The sequence below is a fragment of the Massilia sp. CFBP 13721 genome, assembly GCF_014842025.1.
Lineage (GTDB): Bacteria > Pseudomonadota > Gammaproteobacteria > Burkholderiales > Burkholderiaceae_D > Telluria.
In genome coordinates this window covers 233,515-249,619 of sequence record NZ_JACYUY010000003.1, presented here as the reverse complement: position 1 = coordinate 249,619, position 16,105 = coordinate 233,515, and the positions used below count along the sequence as shown (strand labels likewise).

At 63.9% G+C, this 16,105-nt stretch carries 17 protein-coding genes; 8 read left to right on the top strand and 9 right to left on the bottom strand.

Going from position 1 to position 16,105, the window contains the following annotated elements; all coding sequences use genetic code 11:
* Positions 1 to 35 precede the first annotated feature (35 nt).
* Entirely contained in the window at positions 36 to 2,816 is a 2,781-nt protein-coding gene (gene secA, locus IFT60_RS04180; RefSeq protein WP_192049800.1) for a preprotein translocase subunit SecA, read from the top strand.
* Between the two features lie 278 nt (positions 2,817 to 3,094).
* Here secA and IFT60_RS04175 read toward each other — a convergent pair whose 3' ends face one another.
* Positions 3,095 to 4,117 carry a peptidoglycan recognition protein family protein gene (locus IFT60_RS04175; protein WP_192049798.1) on the bottom strand — a complete coding sequence of 341 codons (1,023 nt, stop codon included), beginning with the start codon at positions 4,115 to 4,117 and terminating at the stop codon, positions 3,095 to 3,097.
* Positions 4,118 to 4,127: 10 nt separating this feature from the next.
* A complete protein-coding gene (locus tag IFT60_RS04170) occupies positions 4,128 to 4,862 on the bottom strand; it encodes a hypothetical protein (protein ID WP_192049796.1) in 735 nt (244 codons plus the stop codon).
* Between the two features lie 307 nt (positions 4,863 to 5,169).
* On the opposite strand from IFT60_RS04170, the gene argJ reads away from it, so the two are divergent.
* The 4 genes from argJ to IFT60_RS04150 all read left to right on the top strand — a co-directional run bounded on the left by argJ (position 5,170) and on the right by IFT60_RS04150 (position 9,376).
* Positions 5,170 to 6,408 carry a bifunctional glutamate N-acetyltransferase/amino-acid acetyltransferase ArgJ gene (gene argJ / locus IFT60_RS04165; protein WP_192049794.1) on the top strand — a complete coding sequence of 413 codons (1,239 nt, stop codon included), beginning with the start codon at positions 5,170 to 5,172 and terminating at the stop codon, positions 6,406 to 6,408.
* 10 nt (positions 6,409 to 6,418) lie between these two features.
* Complete coding sequence (locus IFT60_RS04160) at positions 6,419 to 7,306, top strand: ATP-binding protein (protein WP_192049792.1); 888 nt, start codon at positions 6,419 to 6,421, stop codon at positions 7,304 to 7,306.
* 324 nt (positions 7,307 to 7,630) lie between these two features.
* Positions 7,631 to 8,041 carry an NUDIX domain-containing protein gene (locus IFT60_RS04155; protein WP_192049790.1) on the top strand — a complete coding sequence of 137 codons (411 nt, stop codon included), beginning with the start codon at positions 7,631 to 7,633 and terminating at the stop codon, positions 8,039 to 8,041.
* Positions 8,042 to 8,074: 33 nt separating this feature from the next.
* Positions 8,075 to 9,376, top strand: a complete 1,302-nt coding sequence (locus IFT60_RS04150; protein WP_192049788.1) for a D-amino acid dehydrogenase — start codon at positions 8,075 to 8,077, stop codon at positions 9,374 to 9,376.
* A gap of 123 nt (positions 9,377 to 9,499) precedes the next feature.
* On the opposite strand, the gene yidD is transcribed toward IFT60_RS04150, so the two are convergent.
* The 5 genes from yidD to IFT60_RS04125 form a co-directional block, all read right to left on the bottom strand.
* Positions 9,500 to 9,910, bottom strand: coding sequence for a membrane protein insertion efficiency factor YidD (gene yidD, locus IFT60_RS04145; RefSeq protein ID WP_229510676.1), 411 nt, complete (start codon positions 9,908 to 9,910; stop codon positions 9,500 to 9,502).
* A gap of 2 nt (positions 9,911 to 9,912) precedes the next feature.
* Positions 9,913 to 10,101 (bottom strand): DNA gyrase inhibitor YacG, encoded by a 189-nt coding sequence (locus tag IFT60_RS04140; RefSeq protein WP_192049786.1) that lies wholly within the window; start codon positions 10,099 to 10,101, stop codon positions 9,913 to 9,915.
* Between the two features lie 18 nt (positions 10,102 to 10,119).
* Positions 10,120 to 10,875 (bottom strand): cell division protein ZapD, encoded by a 756-nt coding sequence (gene zapD / locus IFT60_RS04135; protein WP_192049784.1) that lies wholly within the window; start codon positions 10,873 to 10,875, stop codon positions 10,120 to 10,122.
* Between the two features lie 64 nt (positions 10,876 to 10,939).
* The gene (gene coaE / locus IFT60_RS04130) at positions 10,940 to 11,587 is read right to left on the bottom strand and encodes a dephospho-CoA kinase (protein WP_192049782.1); all 648 of its coding nucleotides are present in this window, start codon (positions 11,585 to 11,587) and stop codon (positions 10,940 to 10,942) included.
* 4 nt (positions 11,588 to 11,591) lie between these two features.
* Positions 11,592 to 12,455: a prepilin peptidase gene (locus IFT60_RS04125; RefSeq protein WP_192049780.1), complete on the bottom strand. Its 864-nt coding sequence runs from the start codon at positions 12,453 to 12,455 to the stop codon at positions 11,592 to 11,594.
* Positions 12,456 to 12,682: 227 nt separating this feature from the next.
* On the opposite strand from IFT60_RS04125, the gene IFT60_RS04120 reads away from it, so the two are divergent.
* Positions 12,683 to 13,357, top strand: a complete 675-nt coding sequence (locus IFT60_RS04120) for a hypothetical protein (protein ID WP_192049778.1) — start codon at positions 12,683 to 12,685, stop codon at positions 13,355 to 13,357.
* Positions 13,350 to 14,039 (top strand): RES family NAD+ phosphorylase, encoded by a 690-nt coding sequence (locus IFT60_RS04115; protein ID WP_192049776.1) that lies wholly within the window; start codon positions 13,350 to 13,352, stop codon positions 14,037 to 14,039. The genes IFT60_RS04120 and IFT60_RS04115 overlap by 8 nt, the downstream gene beginning before the upstream one ends.
* A 30-nt stretch (positions 14,040 to 14,069) precedes the next feature.
* Here IFT60_RS04115 and IFT60_RS04110 read toward each other — a convergent pair whose 3' ends face one another.
* Positions 14,070 to 14,393 (bottom strand): helix-turn-helix domain-containing protein, encoded by a 324-nt coding sequence (locus IFT60_RS04110; RefSeq protein ID WP_192049774.1) that lies wholly within the window; start codon positions 14,391 to 14,393, stop codon positions 14,070 to 14,072.
* Between the two features lie 10 nt (positions 14,394 to 14,403).
* On the bottom strand, positions 14,404 to 14,721 hold the full coding sequence (locus IFT60_RS04105; RefSeq protein WP_192049772.1) for a type II toxin-antitoxin system RelE/ParE family toxin: 318 nt from the start codon (positions 14,719 to 14,721) through the stop codon (positions 14,404 to 14,406).
* Between the two features lie 200 nt (positions 14,722 to 14,921).
* Here IFT60_RS04105 and IFT60_RS04100 point away from each other — a divergent pair, with 200 nt between their 5' ends.
* Complete coding sequence (locus IFT60_RS04100; protein ID WP_192049770.1) at positions 14,922 to 16,097, top strand: pyridoxal phosphate-dependent aminotransferase; 1,176 nt, start codon at positions 14,922 to 14,924, stop codon at positions 16,095 to 16,097.
* The last annotated feature ends 8 nt before the right edge of the window (positions 16,098 to 16,105 follow it).

Here is a 16,105-nt window from a genome sequence, read left to right as displayed (position 1 = left end):
GGCTCTTTTTGCGGCGTCTTTTTAAGAAACTTAGCATGTCATTACTGACCCAGATTTTCGGTAGCCGCAACCAGCGGCTGCTCAAGCAATATCAAAAAACCGTGCGTCAGATCAACGCGCTCGAGCCGCAGATGGAAGCGCTGTCGGACGCCGATCTCCAGGCCAAGACCCCGTATTTCAAGGACCGTGTCGCCAAGGGCGAGACGCTCGACGCCATCCTGCCGGAAGCCTTTGCCGTCTGCCGCGAAGCCGCCAAGCGCGTGCTCAAGATGCGCCATTTCGACGTGCAGATGATCGGCGGTATGGTCCTGCACGAAGGCAAGATCGCCGAAATGGGCACGGGTGAAGGCAAGACCCTGATGGCAACCCTGCCGGTCTACCTGAATGCGCTGTCGGGCAAGGGCGTGCACGTCATTACCGTCAACGATTACCTGGCGCAGCGCGATGCCGATTCGATGGGCCGCCTGTACGGCTGGCTCGGCCTGACGACGGGCGTCAACCTGTCGCAGATGGACCACGGCACCAAGCAGACCGCCTACGGTTCCGACATCACCTACGGTACCAACAACGAATTCGGTTTCGACTACCTGCGCGACAACATGGTCTACGAGGCGCGCGAACGCGTGCAGCGCGGCCTGAACTTCGCCGTGGTCGACGAGGTCGACTCGATCCTGATCGACGAAGCGCGCACGCCGCTGATCATTTCCGGCCAGGCCGAGAACCATACCGACCTGTACCACAGCATGAACGCGGTGCCGCCGCAACTGGTCCAGCAAATCGGCGAAGAAACCCCGGACGGCAAGGGCAAGATCGAAGTCCCGGGCGACTACATCAAGGACGAGAAAGCGCACACTGTGCTGCTGACCGAGGCCGGCCACGAGAACGCCGAAGCCATCCTCACCAAGATGGGCCTGCTGCCGGAAGGTGCCTCGCTGTACGATGCGGCCAACATCACGCTGATCCACCACCTGTATGCGGCGCTGCGCGCCCACGTCCTGTACCACAAGGACCAGCACTACGTGGTGCAGAACAACGAAGTGACCATCGTCGACGAATTCACCGGCCGCCTGATGACGGGCCGGCGCTGGTCCGACGGCCTGCACCAGGCCGTGGAAGCCAAGGAAGGCGTGCGCATCCAGAACGAGAACCAGACGCTGGCCTCGATCACCTTCCAGAACTACTTCCGCATGTACACCAAGCTGTCCGGCATGACCGGTACGGCCGACACCGAAGCCTACGAGTTCCAGGAAATCTACGGTCTCGAGACCGTCGTCATCCCGCCGAACCGTCCTTCGCAGCGCAAGGACCGCCAGGACCAGGTGTACAAGTCGGCGCAGGAAAAGTACAACGCGATGCTGATCGACATCCAGGATTGCTACGAGCGTGGCCAGCCTGTGCTGGTCGGCACGACCTCGATCGAGAACTCGGAACTGCTGTCCGGCATCCTCACCAAGGCCGGCCTGCCGCACAACGTCCTGAACGCCAAGCAGCACGCCCGTGAAGCGGAAATCATCGCCCAGGCGGGCCGCCCGAAGATGATCACCATCGCCACCAACATGGCCGGCCGCGGTACCGACATCGTCCTCGGCGGTAACGTCGAGAAGCAGATCCAGATCATCGAAGCGAACGACGTGCTGTCGGAAGCCGAGAAAGCCGCGCAAGCCAAGCAGCTGCGCGATGAATGGCAGTCGCTGCACGACCATGTGGTGGGCGCCGGCGGCCTGCACATCATCGGTACCGAGCGCCACGAGTCGCGCCGCGTCGACAACCAGCTGCGCGGCCGTTCGGGCCGCCAGGGCGATCCGGGTTCCTCGCGCTTCTACCTGTGCCTGGACGACACGCTGCTGCGCATCTTCGCCGGCGACCGCGTGCGCGCGATCATGGAACGCCTGAAGATGCCGGAAGGCGAGCCGATCGAGGCGGGCATCGTCACCCGTTCGATCGAAACCGCCCAGCGCAAGGTCGAAGCGCGCAACTTCGACATCCGCAAGCAGCTGCTCGAATACGACGACGTCGCCAACGACCAGCGCAAGGTGATCTACACCCAGCGGAACGAGTTGCTGGAAGCGGCCGACATTTCGGAACTGATCGCCTCGCTGCGCGCCGGCACCTACACCGACGTCGTGCGCGCCCACGTGCCGGCCGAATCGGTCGAAGAGCAGTGGGACATCAAGTCGCTGCAGTCGACGCTGGCGGCCGAGTGGGCGCTGGACGTGCCGCTCGAGCAGATGCTGGTCGACGAGCCGAACCTGAACGACGACGACATCCTGGAACGGGTGCTGGCCGCGGCCGACGCTTCGTACAACAGCAAGATCGCCATCGTCGGCAAGGAATCCTTCGGCGGCTTCGAGCGCAACGTCATGCTGCAAAGCGTCGACACGCACTGGCGCGAACACCTGTCGGCGCTCGACCACCTGCGCCAGGGCATCCACCTGCGCGGCTATGCGCAGAAGAACCCGAAGCAGGAATACAAGCGCGAAGCTTTTGAGCTGTTCGGCAGCATGCTCGACCAGATCAAGAACGAAGTCATCCGCACCGTGATGACCGTGCGCATCCAGTCGCGCGAAGAAGTCGAGGCGGCGGAAGCGGCCATGGCTGCGCAGCAGGCGCACCTGGAAAACATCAACTACCAGCACGCCGACTTCAACCCGTCGGCCGCGCCGGAAGAGCTGCTGGCGCCGATCGCCACGCCGGGCACCACGCCGCAAACGGCCGAGGACCACAATACCTACATGGGTGTGAAAGTCGGCCGCAACGATCCATGCCCTTGCGGCAGCGGCAAGAAGTTCAAGGCTTGCCACGGCAAGCTGGCGTAAGCCGGCAGCTGTAAAAAGAGAGGCGCCCTGCGGGGCGCCTTTTTTATTGTCGATTGGGGCCGCATGGTCGTAGGGTGGGCGGCTACACCTGCGGCTCCGGGGTATCGAAATACGTGCGCCGCCCACGCGTTCAACCAGCCGACGATACGTCGCGAAATTTCAGACGATGGTTGAACGCGTGGGCGGCGCAAATGCCGCCTGTCCGCACACTGAAAAGGTAGAGCCGCCCACCCTACGTCCTTTGCAGGATGCGGCGGCTCACGGTGACGGTTGCCCGATCACCAGGCCATTTTGCTCCAGGTGTTGTCACCGACGATACCGTCGACACCGAGACCCTTCGACGACTGGAAGCTGCGCACCGCCGTATTCGTGCCGGCCCCAAAAATGCCATCCACCGTCAAGCCATAGCCACTCTCGTTCAGCTGGCTCTGCACGGCACGCACCTTGGCGCCCGAGTCGCCCTGCTGGGTGACGACCGTCAGCGCCGGCCAGGTGGCGTTGCCGACGGCGCCGTCCGCGCCCAGGCCTTGCGAAGTCTGGAAGTTTTTCACGGCGTTCTGGGTGGCGGTGTCGAAGCTGCCGTTCACGGTGAGCGAATAGCCCCATTGCTGCAGCAGGTACTGGATGGTGCGCACGCGTTCGCCGGTGGCGCCGTACTGGACCAGCGGCCAGGTGAGTCCTGCATCGCTGCCGCCACCGCCGCCGGTGCCGCCGGCCACCAGCGCCTTGTAGCGCGGCCAGTCCCAGCCCGAACCGGGGTCGGTATGGCTCTGGCTGGCGAAGTTGACGTGGCCCTTGACGTTGTAGACCGAATCGGACGGCACCGCGTTCCAGCCGCCGCTGCCATCAAAGACCTTTTGCGACAGCCCGCGCGACGCAAGGATGTCGCGCGTCAGCGCCGCCGAGGCGTTGTACATGGCGCTGGTGTACCAGGTGGCGGGGGCGTTGATGTAGCCTTCGTGCTCGATGCCGATCGTGTAGCCGTTCGAGTTGCCGACGTGCCAGGCCTTGTCGGTCTCGCGCACCATCTGCGTCACTTGCCCGTCCGAGGAGCGCACCACGTAGTGGGCGCTGACGCCGGCCTGGCAGTTCTGGAACCAGGAGATCGATCCCGCGTACGAGCCTTGCGTGGTGTGGACGGTCACGTGGCTGATCGCCGCCGTGCGCGCCGAATAATTGCAGCTGGCAGCCGGGTTCCAGATCGCGGGCGGATAGTCGGGCGAGGCGGCGGCTGGCAGCGCTTGCAGGCCGAGGACGCCCACGATCAAGCCTGCCAGCAGGCCATGCATGTTCTTCTTCATGGATGTCTCCTTATTTGTTCTTGGCGGGCGCGTCGACAAAGTCCGGTACCGAAATCTTCGGATCCGGGACGCCGGTTTCGACCGTGATGCGGCGCGCGGACAGTTTTCTGAGTTTGTCCTTGCCGTAGACTTTTTCCATCTCCACGTGGCGCTGGTTGACCTTGAAGCCGGCGCCTTCGCGGCCCTGGCGGATCGCAGTCAGGATTTCATAGGTGTAGATCTGGGCGATCTCGGGCTGCGGGATGCCGCTGTAGCGCGCCACCGCGCCTTCCCAGTCCTCGAGCGGGAAGTTCTTCGTCTTGCGCGCGCCGTGCTGGGACAGCAGCGCAGCGGCCGCGCGGATGTTGCTGCGCACGTCAGTCATGACGACGTCGGGCGAGACGCGGATCAGGGCCGCGCCCTGGGTCAGCGAGGTGCCGAAATAGGTGTCGTTGCGCAGGCCCATGATGCCGTAGCTGGGCGGCATGCCGTGGTGCGGATCGGGGTCGATCTCGACTTCCGGCTCGCCATTCCTTTTCAGCCGGCCTTTTGGTACGTGCGAGGTCCAGCGGGTTTCGGCGTAGGCGATCGATTCGAGCAGTTCGACCGGCACGTCGAATTCCTTCGCCGCTTCCTGGAAGTAGTGCTTGTACAGCTTGGCGGACGCCGTCAGCTGGCGCGCCGGGCCATCGGCAAATGCGGCGGGCGCAGCGGCGAGGCCTGCGCACAATGCAGCCAGCAGCGCTGCCTTGGTGGTGAACTTCATTTCCGTCTCCTGATTCTGGTTATATGAGCCCTGGTAAAAAGGGCGCGTGCCCGGCAATAACAGGAATTGCACCGGGCTTGATCGAGTATAGGTATGTTGCTCTCGCACACGATTGCTCTGATGTATTTTGTTAACTCATGGAGTACACAGTTGACAAAATATGCATTCCAGCCGTTACGCGGATGGGAGCAGGGAAGGGACTGAATGCCTTCAAGAAATGGAACAAGCGCTCCTTCGCAGCGCCGCGCGCTCCCTTACGGCGCGCGCAGTACAATATCGGATTCGAAATCTTTCCAATGAGACCACCATGGCCGTGAATTCCCCCCTGCCTGTCGCCGCCGACCTGAAACCGGTTGCCGGCATCGACATCGGTTTTGCCCAAGCCGGCATCAAGAAGCCCAACCGCAAGGACGTCCTAGTGATGCGCCTGGCCGATGGCGCGACCGTCGCCGGCGTGTTCACCCTGAACCGCTTCTGCGCGGCGCCGGTGCAGGTCAGCAAGGCGAACCTGGCGGCGGTCGCCAACGGCGGCAAGCCGATCCGCGCGCTGGTGGTCAATACCGGCAACGCCAACGCCGGCACCGGCGAAGCGGGGCTGGCCAATGCCCAGGCCACCTGCGCCGAAGTGGCGACACTGCTCGGCTGCGACGCCCAGCAGGTGCTGCCATTCTCGACCGGCGTGATCCTCGAACCGCTGCCTGTCGCAAAAATCGTCGCCGGCCTGCCGGCCGCGATCGAGAACCTCACCGCGGACAACTGGTTCAACGCCGCCGAGGCGATCATGACCACCGACACCCAGCCGAAGGCGGCCTCGCGTACCGTCACCATCGGCGGCCATACCGTCACCATGACCGGCATCAGCAAGGGCGCCGGCATGATCAAACCGAACATGGCGACCATGCTCGGCTACCTGGCCTTCGATGCGAAAGTGGCGCAGCCGGTGCTGGACGAATTGGTCAAATACGCAGCCGACCGCTCCTTCAACAGCATCACCATCGACGGCGACACCTCGACCAACGATTCCTTCATGCTGATCGCCACCGGCGCCGGCAGCCTGGTCGTCAACGAGGCGTCGGGCCCCGACTATGAAGCCTTGAAGGAAGCCGTCACCGATATTTCGCGCAACCTGGCGCAGCAGATCATCCGCGATGGCGAAGGCGCGACCAAGTTCATCACCATCACCGTCGAAGAAGGCCGCTCGCTGGAAGAGTGCCGCAAGATCGCCTACGCGATCGCCCACTCGCCGCTGGTGAAAACCGCCTTCTTCGCCTCGGACCCGAACCTGGGCCGCATCCTGGCCGCCGTCGGTTACGCCGGCGTCGACGACCTCGACGTGACCAAGCTCGACCTGTACCTGGACGACGTCTGGGTGGCGAAAGCGGGCGGGCGCAATCCGGATTACCAGGAAGCGGACGGCCAGCGCGTGATGAAGCAGGCCGAGATCCTGGTGCGCGTCACGCTCGGTCGCGGCGATGCCAGCGCCACCGTCTGGACCTGCGACCTGTCGCACGACTACGTCAGCATCAACGCCGACTACCGTTCGTAAGCAGGGCCGCATGACGCCGCTTGAACAGTTCCTGCACCGCGCCGAAGGGTTATTGGCGCGGGTCGAGGCGATCCTGCCGCCGGCGCCGCGCGAGCCGGATTTCCGGCGTGCGTTCGCCTTTCGCTGGCGCCGCCGCGCGGGTGGCGGCGGCTGTTACCTGCAGCCGGTGCTGCACGCCTCCACGATCCGCTTCGAGGACCTGCAGCACGTCGATGCGCAAAAGCGCCAGATCGAACAGAACACGCGCCAGTTCGTGGCGCGCCGGCCGGCCAACAACGTCCTGCTGACGGGCGCGCGCGGTACCGGCAAATCATCCCTCATCAAAGCCTGCCTGAACGGTTTCGCCGACCAGGGCCTGCGCCTGATCGAGGTCGACAAGGCCGACCTGGCCGATTTACCGGACATCGTCGACCTGGTGGCGGCGCGCCCCGAGCGCTTCGTGATCTTTTGCGACGACCTCTCGTTCGAAGAAGGGGAGGCCGGCTACAAGGCGCTGAAGGTAGCACTCGACGGCAGCGTGGCGACGCAGTCGGACAACGTCCTGATCTACGCCACCTCGAACCGGCGCCACCTGATGCCGGAAAAGATGGCGGACAACACGGGATATAAACACGGCGACGATGGCGAACTGCATCCGGGCGAGGCGGTCGAAGAGAAAATTTCGCTGTCGGAGCGGTTCGGGGTGTGGTTGTCGTTCTATCCGTTCCGGCAGGACGACTACCTGGAGATCGTCGCGCACTGGTTGACAAGTTTCGGCTGCACGCCGGGGCAGATCGAATCCGCCCGCGGCGAGGCGTTGCAATGGGCCCTGGGCCGCGGCTCGCGCTCCGGCCGCGTGGCCTGGCAATTCGCGAAAGACTACGCCGGCAAGCTCGCCACGGAGCCAGATCCGCTGTAACGTGTTACCGCGTTGGCCTCGGCGGCCCCGCGGTAACCCCCATCGTATGTCCTCGCCACGGAATCCGATTCGCAACGAACGTAGGGTGGACCGGGCGGCGAACCGCTCCGTCCACGCGTGATACGCAACGGCTCCGTTATCGTGCTCGATGATCTCGCTGGCACGTATCACCGCGTGGACGGAGTCCACCCTACGAACACCAAATACCACACCCCATTCCCGCCGGTTATCCCACCCCGCATTTTTGTACCACTCCCTGCAACACTGCCAACGCTTTAAGCATCAGGCTGGCGTACAATATCGGCTTTTCCGAACGGACCACCGATGCAGCAAGCGACAACCCGGCCGATCGATGTGGCGGTCGGCATCCTGATGCGCCCGAACGGCGACGTGCTGCTCGGCCAGCGCCCGGCGGGCAAACCCTATGCAGGCTACTGGGAATTCCCGGGCGGTAAAGTCGAGCGGGACGAAGACATCTTCACCGCCCTGCAGCGCGAATTCGTCGAGGAACTGGGCGTGCACATCGTCAGCGCCGCGCAATGGTGCTGTGTCGAACACGTCTACGAGCACGCCCATGTGCGGCTCCATTTTTATATCAGCCGCGACTGGCGCGGCGAACCGCAAAGCCTGGAAGGCCAGGCCTTTGCGTGGCAAGGGACAGTCGGCCTTACCCCGCTGCTGCCCGCTACCATCCCCCTGCTGGCGTGGCTCGATCAGCTGCGTTATGCCGGGTAAAAAAGCAGTCAACCAATCTGTTGAAGGATCCTTGTGAAAATCATCGTCTTGGGTAGTGGTGTCATCGGCACCACCACGGCGTATTACCTGGCCCAGTCGGGGCACGACGTCACGGTCATCGACCGCCAGCCGGCTGCCGGCATGGAAACCAGTTATGGCAATGCCGGCGAAATCTCGCCCGGCTACGCGTCCCCATGGGCCGGTCCCGGCGTGCCGGCCAAGGCCGTCAAGTGGCTGATGATGCAGCACAGCCCGCTGGTGGTGCGTCCCAAGCTCGACCCCAACCAGTGGCGCTGGATGCTGTCGATGCTGGCCAACTGCAATCACAAGAGCTACGCCATCAACAAGGGCCGCATGGTGCGCCTGGCCGAGTACAGCCGCGACGTGATGGTGCAGCTGCGCGCCGACACCGGCATCGCCTACGACGAACGCACCCAGGGCACCCTGCAGCTGTTCCGCACCCAGAAGCAGCTCGATGGCGCCGCCACCGACATCGCCGTGCTGCAGCAGTATGGCGTGCCCTATAAAGTGCTCGATCCGGCCGGCTGCGAAGCCTACGAGCCGGCGCTGAAGAATGTGCGCGGCAAGTTCGTCGGCGGCCTGCTGCTGCCGAACGACGAAACCGGCGACTGCTTCAAGTTCACCCAGAAGCTGGCCGAGATGGCCAAGGAACTGGGCGTGAAATTCCGCCACGGCGTCGAGATCAAGCGTCTCTCGGTCGAGGGCGACAAGGTGACCGGCGTGGTCACCTCGCAGGGCGAACTGAAGGCCGATTCCTTCGTGCTGGCGCTGGGCAGCTATTCGCCCTTCGTGCTGAAACAGATCGGCATCCACATCCCGGTGTATCCGGTGAAGGGCTATTCGATCACGGTGCCGATCACGAACGCCGCCGGCGCGCCGGAATCGACCATCATGGACGAAACCTACAAGGTGGCGATCACGCGCCTGGGCGACCGCATCCGCGTCGGCGGCACGGCCGAACTGGCCGGCTTCGACCTGACCCTGCACCAGGCGCGCCGCGACACGCTCGAGCACTCGGTGACCGACCTGTTCCCGCAGGGCGGCGACGTCTCCAAGGCCGAGTTCTGGTGCGGCCTGCGTCCGATGACGCCGGACGGCACGCCCGTCATCGGCCCGACCCCGTATGGCAACCTGTTCCTGAATACCGGCCACGGCACGCTCGGCTGGACCATGGCTTGCGGCTCGGGCCGCGTGCTGGCCGACATGGTCTCGGGCCGCCAGCCGCAGATCGGCCTGGAAGGGCTGTTCATGGACCGCTACGGCCGCCGCAACAAGCCGGTGCTGGTGCCGGGCGGGATCAGCGTTACCGCGTAAGTCGTTGTAGGGTGGGCACTGGTGCCCACGCGATACCACGCGTGATCATCGAAACGTGTCACCGGGATGCCGAATCGATAATCAACCGCCGTACCGCGTGGGCACAGCCCACCCTACGGAGCGCTACCGTTCCCGGCGCCGTTCGCGCCAGCGCCGCCAGCGGTACTTTGCGTTACGCCATTTCTCGTCCAGGTACCGCTCCAGCGGGTTGCAGCTGCAGTCGCCGGCGCAGTCCAGGCAATCGGCGTCACAAGGCACGTCGCAGTCGCCGCGCTGGTAGTACAGGATCGGATTGGGTACGACCGGACGCCGGCGATGGGTCTGTCCGCACAGCCGCAGCCGGCGCCGCAACAGCGCCAGGCCGGCCATTAATCCGAAGCGCCCGATCACCCGCACCCCGTACCCCGAACACCCGTCGCGCCCGGTCGCACGGCGATAGGCGCAGCTGAAACCTTTATGCGGGGAGAGGTGGCGCTGGTAGCCGCGGATCGCGGCCAGGGCCATACGGACGAGGAATCCGGATGGCCGCTTCAAGATCAGTGCTTGTCGTCGTCCAGCGGGTCGTGCTGCGGCTCGTTCGGCGCAGCGGCGGGAATGGTGTATTTCTCTTCGGCCCAGGCGCCGAGGTCGATCTGTTTGCAGCGCTCGGAGCAGAATGGACGGTACTTGTTTTCAGGCGTCCATTCGACTTTCCTGGCGCAGGTGGGGCAGGCTACAACGGTCATGGCGGTACGTGTCAGGCTTCAAAAATTACAGAGCGTGAGCTCGAATGGTACATCTTCTTCCAGCGACTTCGGTTTCAGGTCGCCGCCCTGGGTGGTGAAGCGTACCCACAGCATATACTTGTTGGCCGAGATTTCGGGAATCGCGCCAAGCGATTCGTCCAGGCCGAGGCGCAGCATGTGATACACCTTCCCCTGCAGCATTTGCTGGTAGCTGCCGGCGGCGGCGATCATCTTGGTTGGGCGGCCGGAATCGCGCAGCAGGCGCAGCACCAGGGCGAGCGCATCGCACAGTGGCATCAAGGGGCCGAACCAGCCCATGATGTCGGCATGGCGCTGGTCATATGGGCGTTTCTGCCAGGCGTAGTACGAGGGCAGGTCGAATTCGCAGGCGCCGCCGGGAATGATGGTGCGGCCGCGAATGCTCATCAGCCACTCGTTGTCGCGCACGTTCTGGCCGGTCTTGCCCTGGCTCGCCACGAGGGCGCTGCTGACCTGGTCGAGTTCGGCGAGGATGGCGTCGAGCGCTTCCGGCGCTACGTTCGGGTTGCTGCGGTAGGCGAGCAGGCTTTGCTTCTGGCGCTCGAGTTCCTGCAGCAGGTCGGATTTCAAGTCGGCGCGGCCGGCCACTTCCAGCATGTCGAAGATCGTCGAGAGCGCCACATGGTGCTGCATCGGATGCTCCTGACGTACAAAGAACTTGAATTTCTCGTACAGGTCCTCCAGCCGCAACAACGTGCGAATGCGCTCGTTGAAAGGATATTCGTAGACGATCAAAGTGACATTCCCCTGAATGTGGGCTGGCGAGCAACTCCGTGATTCTGAACCATGCGGAGCAAAATTACAAACCCTGCATTGTAGCAGCGGCCAGGCGCGCGCTTTCCGCCAGATAAAACGCATGCAGGCGCTCGACCTGGGGCCGCAAGGCATCCAGGCCGTCGTCGTTGACGACCACGTCGTCGGCCGCGGCCAGGCGCTGTGCACGCGTGACCTGGGCGGCCATGATGGCGCGCACCTGCGCTTCGGACAGGTTATTCCGGGCCATGACACGGGCAACCTGCGTCTCTTCTTTGCAATCAATCGCAAGTACGCGCGTCACACGCTCGCGCCAGGTGCCCGATTCGATCAGCAGCGGCACTACGAAAATCACGTAGGGGCCGCTGGCGAGTGCCGCCGCGGCGGCGGTCGCTTCGCGGATGCGCGGATGCAGGATCGCTTCCAGGCGCGCGCGGGCGCCGGGATCGGTGAAGACAAGTTCGCGCATCCGCGCGCGGTCCATGGCGCCGTCCGGCGTGGCGAAGCCGGCGCCGAATTCGGCGAGGATGGCCGGCATGGCGGCGCCGTGGGGCGCGGTGAGGGCGTGGGCGATGGCGTCGGTATCGACCAGCGAGGCGCCGAGCGCGCCGAACATGTCGGCGACAGTCGTCTTGCCGCAGCCGATACCGCCGGTCAGGCCGACGGAGAATGCAGGTGGCTGGCGCTGTTCCATGGACTTAAGAGAACACGCCCTGGAAGATGCCGCCGAGCTGGTCGCCGTAGAACAGGGCGATCATGCCGGCGGCGGCGAGGTAGGGACCGAACGGAATCGGCTTGTCGCGCCCGCGCTTGGCGAACACGATCAGGCTGATGCCCACTAACGCGCCCACGACCGAGGACAGCAAGATAATCGTCGGCAGCATCGCCCAGCCGAGCCAGGCGCCCAGCGCCGCCAGCAGCTTGAAGTCACCGTAGCCCATGCCTTCCTTGCCGGTGGCGAGCTTGAACAGCCAGTAGACCGCCCACAGCACCAGGTAGCCGGCCACCGCGCCGATGACGGCGTCATGCAGCGGCACGAAGGTACCGTTCAGGTTGATCAACAAACCCGCCCACAGCAACGGGAAGGTCAGGTCGTCGGGCAGCAGCTGGGTGTCGACGTCGATGAAGGTCATCGCGATCAGCAGCCAGGCAAACAGCAGGGTCGCCATGCCGGCCGCGCCGCTGCCGAACTTCCAGACCAGGGCGGCCGACAGCACGCCGGTCAGCAGCTCGACCGCAGGGTAGCGCGCCGAGATCGGCGCCTTGCACTTGCGGCACTTGCCGCGCAGCGCAAGCCAGCTGATCACGGGGATGTTTTCCAGCGCCGTGATCTGGTGCCCGCAATGGGGACAGGCGGAACGCGGCACCATCAGGTTGTAGCGATCGGTGTGCGGCAGTTCCTTGCCGCTTTCGTGGGCCACGTAATTGTCGGATTCGCGCTGCATCATCTTCGGGATGCGGTGGATGACCACGTTCAGGAAACTGCCGATGAGCAGACCGAGCAGGCCGGCGACCAGGGTTGGACCGAGCAAGCCCGGGGCGGCGAAGAGTAAAGTTTCCAATGCAGGCTTCCAGATAGGGAAAATCAGAGGTGAATGGTTCCGTAGATCAACCTATTTTAGGGGGTTTCGGCCGATTTTGCGAAACAAGCTTGTGCGCTGCGTGCGTCTGTTGCTGCGTTAGCCACGCTGCCGGTCCTTGATCGGCGCCAGCACCGCATCTGGCACAAAGCGGTTATATGGGTTAGTATGAAGTCATACCGTTCAATCTAATCTCAGCAGGAGGCAACATGCGCGTACTGGAATACGGAGTGCCCGGTATTTCGACGCTTGCGGGCAAACCTGGAGAGGTCAGCAGGGGCCTCGATGGATCGGATGCCGAACAGGTCGTGGCGGTGGCGATTGCCCATGCCACACCGCGCGAGGCGGCGGCGATGGCGGAAACCTTTGCCAATATCGCCGACCTGGTGAAAACCATCGTCGGCAACCATCACCGTCAATCGCTCGAAGCGATCGTGGACGCGCTGGTGCCTAAGGCGCCGCCCACGCCGAACGAGCTCAAGGAAGCAGCCATGCTGGCGCGCGCGCGCACCGCCGTGATCGACAGCGGCGACTGGATGACGGCGGCGCAAATCGCCACGGCGGCGGGATTCAGCGCCAGCAACCCGAGCGCCCAGCCCAACAAGTGGAAACGCGACGGCGCCATCTTCGCCATCCGCCACAACGGCATCGATTATTTCCCTAGCTACGGCCTCGACCCCCAGGCCGGCTACCGGCCGCGCAAGGCGCTGGCCGAGATCCTTAAACTCTTCGGCGACACCAAGGACAGCTGGGGCTTGTCCTACTGGTTCATGTCCGCCAACAGCTACCTCGGCGGCAAGACGCCGCGCGACCTGCTGGCGCGCGAGCCCGAGCGCGTGCTGGCCGCGGCCGCCGACGAATGCGAAGGCGTGCTGCATGGCTAAGACGCCGGCCGCCAGGCCGGATGCATCCACCATCCCCGGCGCGGCCATCGCGCCACCGCCCATCCTGCACGTCACCACAATCACCTGGCCGCGCGATACCGTCATCCACCGCATCCATCACCTCGACTATGGCGCGGTCCAGTTCAATCCCGGCCTGAAGGGCAATGCCCGCTTCAGTCCCATCGCCGATGCCAACGGCACGCGCATCCCCACGCTCTACGGCGGCGCCAGCTTCGCCTGCGCCGCCATGGAAAGCGTGTTCCACGACGTGCCCTTCACGGCCGGCTTCAAGACCTACGACAAGAACAAGCTCGCAGGGCAGGGCCATTCGCAATTCACGTCCGTCCAGGACCTGCTGCTGGCCGACCTCGGCAGCCGCGCGCTGCGTAAACTCGGCGTCGAACGCAAGCAGCTGATCGATACCGAAAAAGACCAGTACCCGGTCACCCGCCAATGGGCGGTGGCGATCCACGCCGCCCTGCCGCAGGTACAGGGCTTGCTCTGGATGTCGCGCCAGGACGACAGCGCGCGGGCGCTGGTGCTGTTCGGCGACCGTATTGCCGATGGTGTGCTGCAGCCGGGCGCGCCGACGCGCAGCCTGGTGGAGGATGCGGCGGCGTATGGGGAATTGCTGGCGCTGGCGGAGCAGATCGGGGTGGATATCGTGCCGGGCCGCAGCTGAAGAACCGCTGTCGAACGGCAGCGAGTAAGGTCAAACGCCCTTAACTTCTCGTAATGACCGCTTGAACGCTTTCAGGTCTGCCGTCGCGAACATGTCGCTTCGGCCAATCTGCGATGTCGCCCGAATCTTGCTGGCACTGACATAACGGCGGAATGTCGACATCGAGACGTCCAGATACTGTGCAGCTTCGGCAGCGGTGAATTCAGCACCGCTCAGGTGGCCAAAGACTTGTTCGTGCGAGAGGTCCTCGTCGCTCAAGCTGTTCTCGCTGAGTAACTCGTAAAAACGCGCGCGTTCTTTCTTCGTGAGCTTTCGAAAGTCCTGGAAGACAGCATCGGCAGTTGGATGGTTCATGGTTGACCTCTCATGATTTCAAGTACTTTTTTAAATCCGCATAAAAATTTTCGTGTGTTCCTGCTTGGTAAAAATCGATGAATAGCAGATCAACTTTTACATTCTCGCACGCCATTTCTTCATCGGTCGGCGGCCGGTAGGCAACCAAGTACTCCTGCCTTTGATGTACGAACTTAAAAACGCGTATGCCTTGCAAATCACCGGTTTTTGCCTCTCCAACTGCTGGGCTCTCGCAGATTTCTTCTACCGCGTCCTCGATCGCCAACTGAAGCGGCTTGTGCTGCTTCTTGACGAATTTGGCGAACGGAGGCTTGAAATTGGCTTGCATGGAGTGAGTAATTATGCGTTCGAAAATGAGTATATATGATGTCACTTTAGTCCGCAATGTGTGAGCGCAAGGTACGCGGGTGATTGCGAAAGGAGAGCCATATCTGCAGTTTGCCCCGTGCAGGTGCCGAAGCCGATACCGAGCAGGCAAAGCGCCTCACCTGTAGAATTCGCAGCGCACAGTCTCACATCGAAACCACCATGAAAATCTCCCAACGCGCCCAGTCGATCGATCCCTTCTTCGCCATGGAATTCGGCAAACGCGCCGCCGCCCTCGAATCCGAAGGGCACCAGGTCATCAAGCTCAGCCTGGGCGAACCCGATTTCGGCCCGCCGCCGGCCGTGCTGGAAGCGGCGCGCAAGGCCGTCGACGGTCCGCTGCCCTACACCGGCGCGCTGGGCACGGCGGCCCTGCGCGAGGCGATCGCCGCCTTTTACCTGCACGAGCATGGCGTCGCGATCGCGCCGAGCCGCATCATCGTCACTGCCGGCGCCTCCGCCGCGCTGCTGCTGGTGACCGCGGCGCTGGTCGATACCGGTGACGAAGTGATCGTGGGCGACCCATCGTATCCATGCAACCGCCAGTTCCTCAGCAGCTTCGGCGCGCAGGTGAAACTGGTCAGCACCGATGCGAGCAGCCGCTTCCAGCTCGATGCGAACAGCGTGCGCGCCAAATGGACGACTGCTACCAAAGGGCTGATGATCGCCACGCCCTCGAATCCGACCGGCACCTCGGTGCCGCCCGACGAACTGCGCGCCATCTGCGACTGGGCGCGCGAGCACGGCGCCTGGCGCCTGGTCGACGAGATTTACCTGAACCTGGGCGACCGCGATGCCGAAGGCCGGCCGCCGCAAACGGTGCTGGCTTTTGACGACGGCGCCATCGTCATCAACAGTTTTTCGAAGTATTTCGGGATGACCGGCTGGCGCCTGGGCTGGGCGGTCGTGCCGGAAGAACTGGTGCCGACCATGGAGCGCCTGGCGCAGAACTACTATATTTGCGCCTCGAACCTGTCGCAGCAGGCGGCGCTGGCCTGCTTCACGCCGGAGTCGCTGGCCGTCTGCGAAGCGCGGCGCGTCGAGTTTGGCCGGCGCCGCGAACTGGTGCTGGCCGGCCTTGCGGGGATTGGTTTACCGGTACCGGTGCCGCCGGATGGCGCCTTCTATGTGTACTTCGACGTCAGCGCGACCGGCCTCACGTCCTGGCAGTTCTGCGAGCGCGCGCTGGACGAGGTGCACGTCGCGCTCACGCCAGGCAAGGACTTCGGCCACTGCGGCGCCGACCAGTACGTGCGCCTGTCGTATGCCGCCAGCGCCGACAACCTGAACGAGGCGATCCGCCGCCTCGGCGTGCTGATGGCGCGCCTGGCCGGCTGAGGCCGGCA